This window comes from Vibrio sp. 2092 (assembly GCF_033339635.1).
Taxonomy (GTDB): Bacteria; Pseudomonadota; Gammaproteobacteria; order Enterobacterales; family Vibrionaceae; genus Vibrio; species Vibrio alginolyticus.
Window position 1 is genome coordinate 23,140 of the sequence record NZ_JAWOUY010000009.1, and the last position, 15,081, is coordinate 38,220.

Here is a 15,081-nt window from a genome sequence, read left to right on the forward strand (position 1 = left end):
CACGTAAAACGGAGAAAAAATGATGTTATTAGGCGTTATCGCAGACGACTTTACTGGCGCAACAGACATCGCAGGTTTTCTTGTAGAAAACGGCATGCGCACAGTTCAGCTTAACGGTATTCCAAAAGAAGAGATTGATGTAAACGCAGATGCGGTCGTGATCAGTCTTAAATCTCGTTCCTGTCCTGTAGATGAGGCAATCGAGGATTCAGTAGCTGCGCTTAAGTGGCTGCAAGCAAATGGCTGTCAGCAGTTTTACTTCAAGTACTGCTCAACGTTTGACAGCACAGCAGAAGGTAACATTGGTCCTGTAACGGATGCACTGCTTGCAGAGCTAGGTGAAGCGTTCACCATTGTATGCCCATCATTACCAGTGAATGGTCGCACAGTTTACAACGGCCATCTATTTGTATTCCAAGACTTGCTAAGCGACTCGGGTATGCGTAATCACCCTGTGACCCCAATGACTGATTCAAGCCTAGTTCGTATGATGGATGCTCAATCTCAAGGCAAATCTGGCCTGGTGAACTTCCAAATAATTGAACAAGGTCCAAAAGCGGTAATTGAGCGCTTTGAAGAGCTAAAAGTACAAGGCAACCGCTATGCAGTGGTTGATGCATTCAATGCAGAGCATCTTGTCACACTTGGCAAAGCGGCGAAGTCTCTAAAACTGGTAACTGGTGGTTCTGGTTTGGCTGCGGGTATTGCTAAGAACTGGATAGAGAACCTTGAAGATCAAAGTGATGCGAAGCAAGAGGGGAACCCTAAAAAGGCACCAACCGTTGTGTTATCTGGATCTTGTTCTGTCATGACCAACCAACAGGTCGCTGTTTACAAAGAAAAAGCGCCACACTTTGCTATTGATGTGAAGGCGTGTTTGACGGAAGAAGATTACTCAAATCAAGTGTTTGATTGGGTCATGACCAACATCGAAAGCGAGTTCGCACCACTGGTTTACGCAACCGCAGATGCAGCGGCGTTAAAAGCGATTCAACAAGAGTTTGGCGCGCATTCTTCAAGTCACGCGGTTGAACAATTCTTTAGCCAACTTGCAATCAAACTTCAGCAGCACGGTGTGAAAAATTTCATCGTTGCGGGTGGGGAAACCTCAGGGGTTGTAACCCAAAGCCTAGCCGTAAAAGGTTTTCATATCGGTCCTCAAATCGCACCAGGTGTACCTTGGGTGAAGTCACTTGAAGGCGAGCTTTCTTTGGCTCTGAAATCGGGCAACTTCGGCGATGAACACTTCTTTGCCAAAGCACAGTCGTTTTTTGAATAGGTGAGGTTGTGATGAATAAAGAATTGATGACAGAACAACAACTGCGAGAGCAAATGGTCACTATGGCGCGCTCTATGTTTGAACGTGGCTATGCGACTGGCGGCGCTGGCAACCTTTCTCTAAAACTGCCTAATGGACACTTTCTGGCAACGCCAACTGGTTCTTCGTTCGGCCGCTTGATTGCTGAAGAGCTTTCGGTTGTGGATATTGATGGCAACCATATCTCTGGTGAAAAGCCATCAAAAGAAGTGGCTTTTCATCTGGCGATTTATCGAAATAACTCAAAGTGTAATGCGATTGTGCATCTACATTCTACTTACTTGACGGCGCTTTCTTGTCTTGAAGGTTTAGATCGCGAGAATGCCATCAAAGCTTTCACACCTTACTTTGTAATGCGCATTGGCGAACTGCCAGTGATTCCGTACCTGCGCCCGGGCGACCCTCAGATTGCTGAAGAACTTGCGCAGCGGGCAAGTGACTACCGAGCTTTCCTCCTGGCGAACCATGGTCCAGTGATCACGGGTACGGACTTTGAAGATGCAGTGGATAACGCAGAAGAGCTAGAAGAGACAGCGAAGCTAGCGTTCATTCTTAAAGACAGCAACATCCGCTACTTAACGGATACTGAGATTCAAGACCTAAAAGGGAGAGGTAAGTAATGGCTAAATTCGCGGCAAATCTGACAATGTTATTCACAGAAGTTCCTTTTCTAGATCGTTTCGAAAAAGCACACCAAGCGGGCTTCAAAGCGGTGGAATACCTTTTCCCATACGCATTCGAAGCGCAAGAACTAGCAAGCAAGATACAGCAGTTTGGTTTTGAGCAAGCGTTATTCAACATGCCTCCAGGTGATTGGGATGCAGGTGAACGAGGTTTTGCAGCTATTCCGGGGCGTGAGGATGAATTTAAAACGAGCGTCGAGACTGCGCTGATGTACGCCAAGGCACTGAACTGTAAAAAGGTTCACGCTATGTCTGGCATTGTTGATTCACGCTTCACTCGTGATCAGCATATTGAAACCTTTATCTCAAACATTCGTTATGCAGCGGATAAGTTTGCCGAGCAAGGTGTTGAGCTGATGATCGAGCCACTCAACAATCGCGATGTACCGAACTACTTTGTTGCACATCAACGTGAAGCTGTGGAACTCATCAAACAAGTGGCTCGTCCAAACGTGAAATTGCAGCTCGATCTCTATCACGCACAAATTATGGACGGTGATCTGAGTACGTTGATTCGAGATGTGGCGCCATACACAGGCCATATTCAAATTGCTTCTGTGCCTGAAAGGCACGAACCATCGGAAGGCGAACTGAATTACCCACACCTATTCAATGTTTTGGATGACTCTGGTTACCAAGGCTGGATCGGTTGTGAATACAACCCAAGGCATAGCACGCAGCTAGGCCTTAGTTGGGTTAAACCATACCTATAACAATTTTAATTTCTATCCATAAATAACTTGAAACCAATTACAAAAACAAAGGGTCGTGACTATGAATATTATCATAACTGGAGGGGCGGGTTTTCTCGGAACCCTACTTGCCAAATCACTACTAAAAGAAAACAAAGCTGAAAGTATTACTATTGTCGACATTCAAAAGTCGCGCTTAGAGGGCATTGATGACCGAGTCGTTTCTTTAGTCATGGATATGACAAAGCGAGAAAATATAGACCAAGTTATTACTGCCGAAACGACACACATTTTTCATTTAGCGGCAATTGTATCGAGCCATGCTGAGCAAGATTTTGATTTAGGCGTAGCTGTAAACCTGACGACCACACAGTTATTGCTTGAGCGTTGCCGTAAAGTAAACCCTAATATTCGTTTTACGTTTGCTTCATCTTTAGCTGTATTTGGTGGTGATCTTCCGGAAACGATTACACCAATAACAGCACTTCATCCTCAGTCATCCTACGGGACGCAAAAAGCTATAGGTGAGTTATTGGTGAACGACTATGCCCGTAAAGGCTTTGTTAAAGCTGTATCCGTACGTTTACCGACTATTTGTATTCGCCCTGGGAAACCAAACCTTGCCGCTAGCTCTTTCGTAAGCGGAATTATTCGTGAGCCTTTGAATGCTCAAGAATCAAATTGTCCTGTAGACCCTACGCTAAAACTTTGGATATCGAGCCCGTCTAGAGTGGTGGACAATATTCAATATGCAGGGCTAATGCCTTATGAGCAGTTAAATAATCTGTCCTATAGAACGCTTAATTTACCTGGTATTCAAACTACACCAGCTGAGATGATTCAAACAATGGACACTCTAATGGGTAAACAACTTTCTAATTATATTACCTATGAGCATGATGCGGGTATTGATCGTATTGTGAGTAGTTGGCCACAAAAAATTGATTGTACTAAAGAACTGGAGCTTGGATTTAAAGCAGACAGTAATTTCAAGGATGTATTACAACAATTTATTTCTGTTAACAATATGGAGATTGTCTAATGTTACCAACCTCAGTAATTGGACTAATAGTAGCCGTATCAGTCCTTGTTTTTCTTGTGTTACGTACAAAAGTACATGTGTTAATTGCGATGTTAATTGCGGCATGTATCGCAGGTATTATTGGTGGGTTAAGTGTTGACGACACGATTGCGACCGTTAGCAAAGGATTTGGTGGAACATTAGGCGGTATAGGGATTGTCATCGGTCTCGGCGTTATGATGGGGGCTATTTTAGAGGCTTCTGGAGCAGGAGAAAGTATTGCCTATAATTTTATAAAGTGGTTAGGAAAAAAGAAAGAAGAGGCCGCTCTTGCTGTAACTGGCTATATTGTTAGCATCCCAATCTTTGTGGATAGCGCGCTTATCATTCTTTATCCAATAGCGAAGTCTTTGTCAAAAACGTCCAATCGCTCGATTTTAACGCTTACGGTTGCTCTGGCGGGCGGCTTGGTCGTAGCGCATCACGCTATTCCGCCGACTCCAGGGCCTTTGGGAGTTGCTGGTATCTTTGGTGTCGATCTTGCCAGCATGTTAGGTTTTGGTTTGATGATCGCAGCGCCTTGTGTCATGGGTATTGTTTGGTATGCAAGATGGTTAGAAAAACAGTTTCCTGAATTCATTCCAACCGAACATTTCTCGAAGTCTAGTGAGCAACTGATTAATGATCACAAAGAGTACATTGCAAGTAAAGAAGCGAAAGACCTACCATCTTTAAGTAAATCTATCGCTCCAATTATTATCCCTATTTTACTTATACTTGCGAAATCAGTGATGGGTTTATTAGAGGGGACTTTCGGTTTCGAAGGGCTGACTGCAACAACATTTGGTCAATTTATCGCTTTTATCGGCAGCCCTACTATTGCACTATCAATAGCGACGTTATTAGCGGTTTACACTTTGGGTAATAACCTTACCAAAGAAGAAGCGAATGAAAAGATGGAACAAGGAATCTCCACTTGTGGCATCATTTTGTTAGTAACAGGAGCTGGTGGCGCGTTAGGTGCCGTATTGCGTGAAACGGGTGCGGGCGCAGAGATTGCTAACCAAGTTGCAGGGCTTCCTATTTCTGCGGTTATGATTCCATTTATTATTGCGACGTTAGTTCGTATTATTCAGGGCTCTGGTACAGTCTCCATGATAACCGCTGCTTCTATATCTGCCCCAGTTTTAGTGAATATTCCTGACGTTAACCTTTTATTCGCAGCGACGGCAGCTACGATGGGATCTCTATTTGCTGGCTACTTTAATGACTCGCTATTCCATATTGTTAATCGATTAATGGGGGTGACTGAGGTTAAGAAACAACTCATTATTTGGACTATTCCAACAACAATTGCTTGGGCTATTGGTGGTTCATTAGTCATGATTCTTAACTTATTCTTCGGATCTCATGGTTCAATCTTTGATCCCGTGTTACCACTTGCTGTACTTTTGGGGTGTGTTGCATTTACAAAATCTTACAGCGCTAAGCACGTCGAATTACAAGAGGTATAAAGGTTTACTTGTACTCTTCCATAAAGTAAAAACCTATCACAACATGTATTTTTATCAGATGGTTTAGAGATTGTTAATAATATGAACGGCCCTATGTTTGGGCCGTTTTAGTTCTTATAAATAAACTATTTAAATTGAACCGATATAGGTTCCGTTTTCAACTTAATCAATATGAAATGGAATTGTTATTTCCCGCTTAGTAAGCGATTACCTATAAAGGTTCTATTCGAGTTTAACTCTAGTGATTTTACTCTAGCGAAGTAGGGTTACTTTATATAAGAGTCCAGTACTTTTAATACGACTTCCATATCTTTTTCACGTTGAGTTTTGTCTTCCTCAAGTACGACGTGTTCAAGTAAGTGACCTTTAATTACTTCTCGCATCAAACCATTTACTGCTCCCCGAATAGCGGCAATCTGCTGCAACACATCTTGGCATTCATGCTCTTCTTCCAGCATTTTTTTAAGTCCATTCACCTGACCCTGTATTTTACTGACTCGAGTGTTGAGCTTCTTTTGATCTCTGGTTGTATGCGACATGTCTTATCTTCTTTAAGTTACGGGCCGAGTTATTCTAACTGATAATGTAGCACTCAATTTATACTGGGGGGTAGTATTTAATACTAGGGGGGAGTATAGTTTGCGATAAATTAGAATCAATAACAGAGAACAACAATGGATTTTGTCGCGTTACTACAACAAGGTAATGGGTGGTTCTTTATTCCCAGTGCCATTTTGCTTGGCGCCTTGCATGGTTTAGAACCTGGGCACTCTAAAACGATGATGGCGGCGTTCATTGTCGCGGTGAAAGGAACGGTCAAACAAGCCGTGATGCTGGGTTTAGCTGCCACACTTTCTCACACTGCAATTGTATGGTTAATCGCTGTTGGCGGGATGTATATTAGCCAAAAATTCACCGCTGAAGCGGCTGAACCATGGATGCAACTTATCTCTGGGGTCATTATCGTGACAACCGGCGTATGGATGTTTTGGCGGACATGGAGCGATGAGCGAGCTTGGAACAAAGCTCAGGATCATGCTCGCGATTGGACGACGCAAGTTGTGGATACAGGACATGGGCATGTTTCGCTTTCGATTACAGAGGAAGGGGAGCATCACCGTTTCCAGTTGCGAACACTCAGCGGTAAACCTTTAACTGCTGAAGGTATCAAGGTTTCGGTATCGAGTGATGGTTATCAACCTGCTGATATTTATCACTTTATAGAGCGTGATGGATACTTGGAATCGGCGTCTTGCATTGAAGTCTCTAATGGACTTTCTGTCACTTTGAGCATCGGGCACCATGATCATACCCATGACTTTGATGTACATTTTCGTCCTGGTTCTCATTTAGAAAGCGAAGATAAGGAATATCAAGATGCTCACGAACGCGCTCACGCTTTAGACATTCAAAAACGCTTTGAGAATCGAGACGTGACGAATGGGCAAATTCTGCTGTTTGGATTAACGGGTGGTTTGATTCCATGCCCTGCTGCGGTAACGGTTTTGCTTATCTGTTTGCAGCTTAAGGCAATGACTCTTGGTGCGACTTTAGTTGTGTCATTCAGTATTGGCTTAGCCTTGACTCTGGTTGCAGTTGGCGTTGTGGCAGCAGTGGGCGTGCAAAAAGCGACATCTAAATGGAGCGGTTTGAATGATGTTGCACGTCGAGCTCCTTACTTATCGGGCGTCTTGATCAGTGCAGTTGGTTTATACATGGGTATGCATGGATACATATCGCTGACGAGTTAAACTCTGTGATAAAGACTCTTTTCCTTTCTTTTTGTATGGGTAATGGCTTCATGCCTTGGTTTGCATGTTTTGCTGCCGGTTCTTGATTGAGAATCACTCGATCCGACATCGCTGCCATATCTACAAACCAAGTCATTCTCGCTTCACCAAGCATCTCGGATTACAACCGCTGCAATTGTGGCTCTAATATCTGAACCTGAGATACTAAATGATAAAACGGGAGCACTGACCACAGCGCTCCCGACGGCAAAACGCTAATTAGAACTCTTTTCTTTAATGTTCGATACCAATTTGGTCGCATAGTTAAATTTAACTATGCAAACGTTTCCTTTTGCGTACTCGTCCCTTCGCCAAACCTCGTAGAAATGTGACGTTTTGAAGACTTTTTTTCCTTCTGTCTAAAGTAATCGGGAACCAAGCAGATACATAGTTATAAAGTTATGTCTTGCTCTGCCAAACAGACCCAAAATGCAGTTTGGTTGGTTTTGGAGAAGAAAGGCTTAGCGCTCGATTAATGAGCATCAATTGAATTGTATTGAGACAATTATAATGAAAAGAATCATCTTATTAGCAGTCTGCGCCATGTTTGGTATTGCTGTCGTGGCGAGTATGGCATCAACGTACCTAATTTCGAGTCAGAAAATCGATGACATCATCTTAAACAAATCCCAAGTTCAAGCTGAGTTTCTAGCGGGAAATGCGAGTTATATTTTGGAGAACTCAGCCAATCCAATGCAAGATTTACAATCGCTTGTTGAGGGGCTGAAACAACGTTCAGACGTGAGTTATGCCGTTGTAATTGACCGTAACGTAACGGCAGTAGCCCACAGTGATAAGCACAAGCTGAACAAAACCTATAACGATGAATATACTGTTGAAGGCGCGACGAGAGGTGTTCAACAGTACTCAAAGTGGTATGCCGATGTCCAGAAAGTATGGGTGTTTGACATCATGGCACCAATTTATGTGGATGGTCAGTTATACGGTACTTTTGATATTGGTATTCCTATTACCGAAGTGAGCCAAGCGACGAATGGAATTATTACTTACCAGTTGATCTCTATGGTGGCGATCTTCGTTATGTGTGTTTTGATTCTGTCACTTCTGCTAAATAAACTGATGAGACCGCTTTCTGCGCTTAAAGACGCTCTACAAGACATCTCAAAAGGAGACGGAGACTTAACCGTTCGTTTGCCAGCGAAAGGTAATGACGAAGTCGCGCAAATTTCTTCTGCTTTCAACGTTTTTGTTGGGAAAGTACATGAGATTATTACACAAGTTGTAAATACTGGTGTGGAGCTTAATAGTTCAGCTGTCGCTTTGCGTGGGCAATCTCAACAAGCGCTCACAAGAGGGCAAGAGCAGAACGAGCAAACCATGCTGGTTGTCACATCCATGAACGAAATGATTGCGACGGTCAATGAAATTGCCTCCAATGCTGCCGGAGCGGCAAATGCTGCGAGTGCAGCAAGTAATGAAGCGCAAGATGGCTACACGACGCTAGAAAGAACCAAAACGGCGATGACTAATCTTGAAAACGAGATGAACAGCACTTCCAACATTATCGTGAGTCTTGCTGAAAATACTCAGTCGATTGGTAGTATTCTAGAGGTGATTAGAGGTATTTCGGAGCAAACCAATCTATTGGCTCTCAATGCGGCTATCGAAGCGGCACGCGCTGGTGATGCCGGCCGAGGTTTTGCAGTAGTCGCTGATGAAGTTCGCAACCTAGCGACTAAAACGGCTCATTCTACCGATGAAATTGACAATATGATTCATCAGCTACAAACTGAAGCTCAAAGTGCGGTGAATTCAATGAGTAATAGTAAGACTCTTATTGAAGAAGGAACGGCAGAAACTGAGTTAGCTCGACAGGCTTTAGAAGCAATAGCTGCACAAGTGACGACTATTTCAGATATCAATACTCAAGTAGCAACCGCAACAGAACAGCAATCAACGGTAGCAAACGAAATTAATATGAACATGGATACCGTCAGCCACTCAGTGAAAAGTGCGCTAACAGCGAGTGAGCAACTAGAAGCATCAAGTCAACAACTCGCGGAGCTATCGCGAACACTCGATCGTCACGTAGGAGCGTTTAGAATCTAAACGCCAACTGACCCTCTTTAATAAAAAGCCAGTAAATGTTAATTGCTGGCTTTTTTATTTGAAAAAATCGAGTCTCAAATCGCTTAGCGGTGTTTGTCCTTTCTAGACGATAAAACAGAATACGATAAATTAGTTGAGTAAAGCTTAGCTAGGCGTTGAGTTTTGCGTTTTGCTTTAAATGTTCAACAAACATAGATATTTTCTTAGCTACATGTTTTCTAGACGAGTAAAAGGCGTAAAGCACTAAATCCTCAGGTTCGTACTCTAGAGTGACGATTTCTAGCTCACCATTTTTGATTTCATTTTGGCATGACTCAATTGGCAATATTGCGTATCCAAGCCCTAATAACGCGCCATATCTGGCGAGATGACCGCTGTTTACTTTGAATGAAGATTGCACAGTTTGAGTAATATGGCCCCCAACAGGGTTTCTGAATACCCATGGTGCACCATTTACTGCGGTAAGCGTCGTGATGCAGGGAACATGACTTAGATCCGTAATTTTGTAAGGGGTGGCGTATTTCTCAATTAGTTGAGGCGCGGCTAAAATGGCACTGGGCCAGCGTTTTATCTCTCTCGCCACCCAGTTACTGTCTGACAAAGTCCCTCTATGAAAACTCAAAATGACATCAAAGCTGTCAATAACATCATCTTTAGGGTTTAGCGTTGTATCGCAAGACAAAGAGATTGACGGGTATTGCGTGCAAAAGGTGACAACCGCTTTGGCCAGTACAGGTGTGTCTGGCATAAGAATTCGCAGTTCCCCTGTTACCGTGTGCGAGTGGCGCGTTACCGTTTCTAGTGCGGCGTTGAGTTGCTCCAATAACGGACGAGTGCTGCTATAGAGCTCTTCTCCAGCCTCGGTAGGCGTCATTCGCCTTGTTGTTCTATTGAACAACCTAATGTTTAACTTTTCTTCAAGCAGGGCAATGTGTCGGCTGATATTTGATGTTGGTATATTCAAACACTCAGCGGCTCGCTTAAAGCTGTTGTTCTCATAAACACAGTGAAAACTTTTTAACCAGATTTGGTCAACGTTATCAAACATTTCATTATCCCACTTTATTGGATTATCAAGCCAGCATATCGCACTTTATCCCTGTACTAAGTTACATACAATTTTATTTACAAGTTTAAGCGAACAAACAACGAGATATCGCGCTAGAACGTAATCAATAGTGGTGAATTTATGAGCTGGTTAGAACGGTTATTTGAGAATAAAAATATAATAGGTTCGCGCAAAGCGTCTATCCCTGAGGGCGTTTGGACAAAGTGTCCTGAGTGTGAACAAATACTTTATCGTGCCGCGTTAAAAGAAAATTTGGAAGTATGCCCTAAATGCTCATATCACATGAGAATGGCTGCGCGTCAAAGGTTGATCTCTTTTCTGGACCATGGAACACAACAAGAGTTGGCAAGTGAGTTGGAGCCACAAGATATTTTGGGTTTTAAAGACTTAAAGCGATATAAAGAGCGAATTGCTTTAGCACAGAAAACGACTGGAGAAAAAGATGCGTTGGTGGTGATGGAGGGCAAGTTATTGGGGCTGCCTGTTGTTGCGTGTGCATTCGAATTCTCTTTCATGGCAGGCTCGATGGGCGCAGTGGTTGGCGAGAAGTTTGTCCGAGCAGTTGAAAGCGCAATTAATACAAAATCTGGGTTAGTATGTTTTTCCGCTTGCGGAGGGGCGCGCATGCAAGAGTCTTTGGTGGCACTCATGCAAATGTCAAAAACCAGCGCCGCGTTAAACCACTTATCTGAGCACAGATTACCCTATATCTCAGTATTGACGGACCAAACTTATGGTGGCGTCTCGGCGAGTTTAGCCATGTTAGGAGACATCAATATTGGTGAACCTAAAGCAAGTATTGGCTTTGCGGGAAGACGTGTCATTGAGCAAACGGTACGTGAAAAGTTACCAGACGAGTTTCAGCGAAGTGAATTTTTACTAGCGCATGGTGCGCTAGATATGATTGTCGATAGACGTGAAATGCGCGATCGCGTTGGCCGCTTATTGGCTAAGTTAACCAACGCGAGGGTGGTCTCAGAATAGGTTGTATTAAAGTTAGACTTAGTACTTGCGTTTATTGAGCCGTAATCATTACAAACCGTTCATTTTGCCCCCATCTTGGTTCCGCATTCATTAGGCTGAGATCCAACGCCGTTTGGTATGGGTCAACAGCAAAATGGTCGCTTACTAACCCCCAGAGCATCCAGTTGATTGCGGTTTCATTCTCGGTAAGCTCTTCGAGTGGCGCTTGGAGGAAAAAGTACTCATCTTCGCCATCGTAACCGAGCCGATCATAGATAATGTTGCGTAGCTCTCGATCCAAATCATGTTGGAGGTTGATTGAGTCGTACAGTTGCTCTTCTGTTGGGCCATTCTCATGGTGATAAACATTGCGTTTTGACTCTTTGCGTAAAGTACCAGCGCCAGTTTCAATGCTTACTTTCTTTTGCGAGTGTTGCTCAAGAACTTGAATGATTTCATCCTCTAGTTGATCGAGTTTACTCAGCAAAACTTGATTGTTTATGTCACCAGCGTGGGAGGCCATCGTTTGGAAGGCTTTCACTCTCTCGTAGACTGCTTTCCCGTGAGGAAGGGCTGCAAAACACTGTTCTTGGAGCGCTTCATTGGCTTGCCAAATGCCCGAGTAGAGCTCGTAATCATGTGTATATGGTTGAAGCTCTTCAGTATCTTCCCCTAATAATTCTCGCCAGCGCTTTTGCCACTGTTCTTCTTTTGCGTGTTTTACACGCGCGTATTGCTTAACCCAGCGGTTACGAAGTTTTACCCCAAAAATGGCAAGTCCCCATGGAGCGAGCAAATAAAAATAATAGTGAGAAGAGTTATCCCAAAAGTAACCGTAAACGTAAACACCAAAAGCAAGCACCCAAGTTCCAATAGTACAAGCAATAACCCCGGACATTATTGATGATTGGCGCTTTGTTTCTCTTAATGTATTACCTTCAGCACATAACCAAAAAATGCCGCCAAAAACAAAGGCAAACGTTGTCATGAAGTAGGCAATCCCCGCTCCCAAAAATCCCCAAAGTGACATGTATTATCCCTAGCCAAATATCTGCTTTATTCACTCATCAATGACTGGAGGAGTAAATGTGTTTGATTTGGCGGAGAATTTACCATTAATGCCAACCTTTTGATATGCACTCTATGACTTATTGGGAATGAGTCACAAATAAAAATAGATGGTATCAAGCATCAAAATTTAATTTAGAACCTTTGATTGTCGTGAACTCTATCTGGAAGAGTTAAGGGGGGCGTTTAAGGGCAATTTTCCTCATAAAGTCGTTATTTAGAAAAAGGTAAATTAATGTTTTTATTGATAATTGTGAGTTTTTTGGGAGTGGGATTGCTCCCATTTAATTAGAGTAAAAGACCTATTTTTGGGAGCGGTTTCATAAATTTTATGACACTGATTTCACTGTTTGAGCTGTAAAGAATATAAACCCCCACTCAATGTATGTTAATAATCAATGAGTGTTGTTATGTCTCATATCCGTTTTTTCCCGCGCCATCGTTTGGCGCTTGCTTGTATGCTAGCGAGTGTGTCTGGCTTCTCTTTTGCACAAAATCAGTGTGCTGTTGCTGATTTACAACAATCGCGAGATCTGGCTACTGCCGTTTCTGGTGCTGAGTATGATTGCTACCACGCTTGGTTTTCAGCACCTTCAGAAACGCTGAATGATATCTATAGTGAAGCGAGCCTAAGCCGTATCCAAGTCGCGCTGGATCAAGAAATCGCTCGCTATCGTGGTGAAGCAGATCAAGCTCGTATTCTAGAGAACCTAGGCGAATTTATTCGAGCGGCCTACTACGTTCGCTACAACGCTGGTACTGGTACACCCGAGTTTTCGCAAGCGTTGAGTCAGCGTTTTGCTCAGTCGACGAACCTATTCCTAAACAACCCTCATGCTTTGGATCAAGGTCGTGAACAAGTTGGTGCAATGAAGAGCCTGACTTTGATGGTTGATAACGTTAAGCAGTTGCCGCTGACCATGGATAGCATGATGGCCGCGTTGATGCACTTTAATCGTGAAACCGCGCAGGACACGCAATGGGTCGATGGTTTAAACAACTTGTTCCGCTCTATGGCAGGCCATGCGGCGAACGATGCGTTCTACCGATACATGGCAAACAATACACACCATATTGATACGTTGGTGAAATTCGCATCTGATAATGCTTGGGCATTAGATACGGATGCAAGCTTTATCGTTTTCAATGCATTACGTGAAACTGGTCGTTTGCTCGCGAGCCCAGATCAGGAGACCAAACGCAAAGCATTGGCAGTAATGCAACAGGTGATGCAGCGTTATCCACTGGGTAGTGAGCATGACAAACTATGGCTTGCTGCCGTTGAAATGATGAGCTACTACGCACCAGAAGGCCTAAATGGTCTGAATATTGAGCAAGCCAAGCAAGATTTAGCTGCACGTGTAATGCCAAATCGTTTTGAATGTCAGGGACCTGCCATTATTCGCTCTGAGGATCTGACCGATGCTCAAGCAGCGAAAGCGTGTGAAGTGCTAGCGGCAAAAGAAGCCGACTTCCATCGAGTTGCGAATACGGGTAATCAACCTGTCGCTGATGATTTGAATGATCGTGTTGAAGTGGCGGTATTCGCGAGTAACACTAGTTACGTTGATTACTCTTCATTCCTATTTGGTAATACAACGGACAACGGTGGTCAGTACCTAGAAGGTGACCCTTCAAAAGCGGACAATACTGCGCGTTTCGTCGCTTATCGCTACGCGAATGGTGAAGATCTCTCTATCTTGAACCTAGAACATGAATACACGCACTATTTAGATGCACGATTTAACCAATACGGTTCGTTCAGCGATAACTTGGCTCATGGTCATATTGTTTGGTGGCTAGAAGGTTTTGCTGAATACATGCATTACAAGCAAGGTTACCAAGCTGCGATTGAGCTGATTGCAGATGGTAAACTGAGCCTTTCCACTGTGTTTGATACCACGTACTCTCACGATACCAATCGTATCTATCGTTGGGGTTATCTAGCTGTTCGATTCATGTTAGAAAATCATCCACAAGACGTCGAAAGCTTGTTGGCATTGTCGCGCTCTGGCCAGTTCGAACAATGGGCACAGCAGGTGACGTCTTTAGGTCAACAATACGATGCTGAGTTTGAACGTTGGTTGGACACATTAAAAGTGGAACCTGAGCAACCTGATACAGACCCAGAAGAGCCAACAGAACCAACAAGCCCTGAAGCACAAGTGACTGAATTGACGGCGAACCAAAGCCTTCAGCTCAGTGGCGAAGCATACAGCGAAAAACTGTTCTACGTTGATGTTCCAGCCAACACCGTTAACTTCAATGTATCTATTGAGGGTGCGGGTGATGCGGATCTTTACATGAGCTACAACAAAGTCGCGCATTACTATGATTTCGAAATGAGTCATTATGCTGATGGCAGCAATGAAGAGATTGTGTTTGAACCAGAGCAAGATGGTTACGTTAAAGCGGGTCGTTACTACATCAGCTTAACTGGACGTGATAGCTATGACTCAGTGAATCTTGTGGCTGCGTTAGAAGTGGAAGCGCAAACACCGCCAACCCAAGTGCAAGATGATTTAGCACCTGTGGTATTAGAGTCTGGTGAAGCCAAAATGCTTACCGTTCACAAGCAGCGTTATGCAGCAGTTTATGTGCCTGAAGGTGTTGAAGAGGTTCGTGTATGGCTAACGGCTCACTCTCAAACTGGTAATGTCGATCTATACGCGAGTAGGGAGCATTGGCCTACAGTAGAGCAGCACGAGTATGCGTCCAACTATGCAGGCAGCAATGAATACCTTGCGATTCCTGTTACTGAAGCAGGGTACGTGCATTTCGCTCTTCAGGCTCCAGAGCAAGGCGATGACGTTGAAATGCTAGTGCACTTCAACTAAATAGGTTCGATTAACTAAAGTCGAGATAAAACGTCGCTGATACAGCGACGTTTTTG

12 protein-coding genes are annotated in these 15,081 nt (G+C 43.7%); 9 read left to right on the plus strand and 3 right to left on the minus strand.

The window, feature by feature from the left end:
* Nucleotides 1-22: 22 nt before the first annotated feature.
* The 5 genes from otnK to R7P80_RS16040 all read left to right on the plus strand — a co-directional run bounded on the left by otnK (nucleotide 23) and on the right by R7P80_RS16040 (nucleotide 5,228).
* Complete coding sequence (gene otnK, locus R7P80_RS16020) at nucleotides 23-1,279, plus strand: 3-oxo-tetronate kinase (RefSeq protein WP_033906866.1); 1,257 nt, start codon at nucleotides 23-25, stop codon at nucleotides 1,277-1,279.
* An 11-nt stretch (nucleotides 1,280-1,290) separates the two neighbouring features.
* Entirely contained in the window at nucleotides 1,291-1,938 is a 648-nt protein-coding gene (locus R7P80_RS16025) for an aldolase (RefSeq protein WP_005385078.1), read from the plus strand.
* Nucleotides 1,938-2,714, plus strand: a complete 777-nt coding sequence (gene otnI, locus R7P80_RS16030; protein WP_047101720.1) for a 2-oxo-tetronate isomerase — start codon at nucleotides 1,938-1,940, stop codon at nucleotides 2,712-2,714. Before R7P80_RS16025 ends, otnI begins: the two co-directional genes overlap by 1 nt.
* Before the next feature lie 61 nt (nucleotides 2,715-2,775).
* Nucleotides 2,776-3,735 carry a D-erythronate dehydrogenase gene (gene denD, locus R7P80_RS16035; RefSeq protein WP_017635260.1) on the plus strand — a complete coding sequence of 320 codons (960 nt, stop codon included), beginning with the start codon at nucleotides 2,776-2,778 and terminating at the stop codon, nucleotides 3,733-3,735.
* Nucleotides 3,735-5,228: a GntP family permease gene (locus R7P80_RS16040; RefSeq protein ID WP_005375369.1), complete on the plus strand. Its 1,494-nt coding sequence runs from the start codon at nucleotides 3,735-3,737 to the stop codon at nucleotides 5,226-5,228. Before denD ends, R7P80_RS16040 begins: the two co-directional genes overlap by 1 nt.
* Before the next feature lie 266 nt (nucleotides 5,229-5,494).
* On the opposite strand, the gene rcnR is transcribed toward R7P80_RS16040, so the two are convergent.
* Entirely contained in the window at nucleotides 5,495-5,767 is a 273-nt protein-coding gene (gene rcnR, locus R7P80_RS16045) for a Ni(II)/Co(II)-binding transcriptional repressor RcnR (RefSeq protein ID WP_005375370.1), read from the minus strand.
* A 135-nt stretch (nucleotides 5,768-5,902) separates the two neighbouring features.
* Between rcnR and R7P80_RS16050 the strand changes: the two genes are divergently transcribed.
* Both R7P80_RS16050 and R7P80_RS16055 read left to right on the plus strand, forming a co-directional pair.
* Nucleotides 5,903-6,979 (plus strand): nickel/cobalt efflux protein RcnA, encoded by a 1,077-nt coding sequence (locus R7P80_RS16050; protein WP_042521547.1) that lies wholly within the window; start codon nucleotides 5,903-5,905, stop codon nucleotides 6,977-6,979.
* A 549-nt stretch (nucleotides 6,980-7,528) separates the two neighbouring features.
* Nucleotides 7,529-9,088: a methyl-accepting chemotaxis protein gene (locus R7P80_RS16055; protein WP_031778895.1), complete on the plus strand. Its 1,560-nt coding sequence runs from the start codon at nucleotides 7,529-7,531 to the stop codon at nucleotides 9,086-9,088.
* A 148-nt stretch (nucleotides 9,089-9,236) separates the two neighbouring features.
* On the opposite strand, the gene R7P80_RS16060 is transcribed toward R7P80_RS16055, so the two are convergent.
* The gene (locus R7P80_RS16060) at nucleotides 9,237-10,136 is read right to left on the minus strand and encodes a LysR family transcriptional regulator (protein WP_005375376.1); all 900 of its coding nucleotides are present in this window, start codon (nucleotides 10,134-10,136) and stop codon (nucleotides 9,237-9,239) included.
* Between the two features lie 141 nt (nucleotides 10,137-10,277).
* Between R7P80_RS16060 and accD the strand changes: the two genes are divergently transcribed.
* A complete protein-coding gene (gene accD, locus R7P80_RS16065; RefSeq protein WP_017821534.1) occupies nucleotides 10,278-11,141 on the plus strand; it encodes an acetyl-CoA carboxylase, carboxyltransferase subunit beta in 864 nt (287 codons plus the stop codon).
* 31 nt (nucleotides 11,142-11,172) lie between these two features.
* Here accD and R7P80_RS16070 read toward each other — a convergent pair whose 3' ends face one another.
* A complete protein-coding gene (locus R7P80_RS16070; protein WP_225491759.1) occupies nucleotides 11,173-12,150 on the minus strand; it encodes a hypothetical protein in 978 nt (325 codons plus the stop codon).
* A gap of 448 nt (nucleotides 12,151-12,598) precedes the next feature.
* Between R7P80_RS16070 and R7P80_RS16075 the strand changes: the two genes are divergently transcribed.
* Nucleotides 12,599-15,025: a M9 family metallopeptidase gene (locus tag R7P80_RS16075; RefSeq protein ID WP_085569320.1), complete on the plus strand. Its 2,427-nt coding sequence runs from the start codon at nucleotides 12,599-12,601 to the stop codon at nucleotides 15,023-15,025.
* The last annotated feature ends 56 nt before the right edge of the window (nucleotides 15,026-15,081 follow it).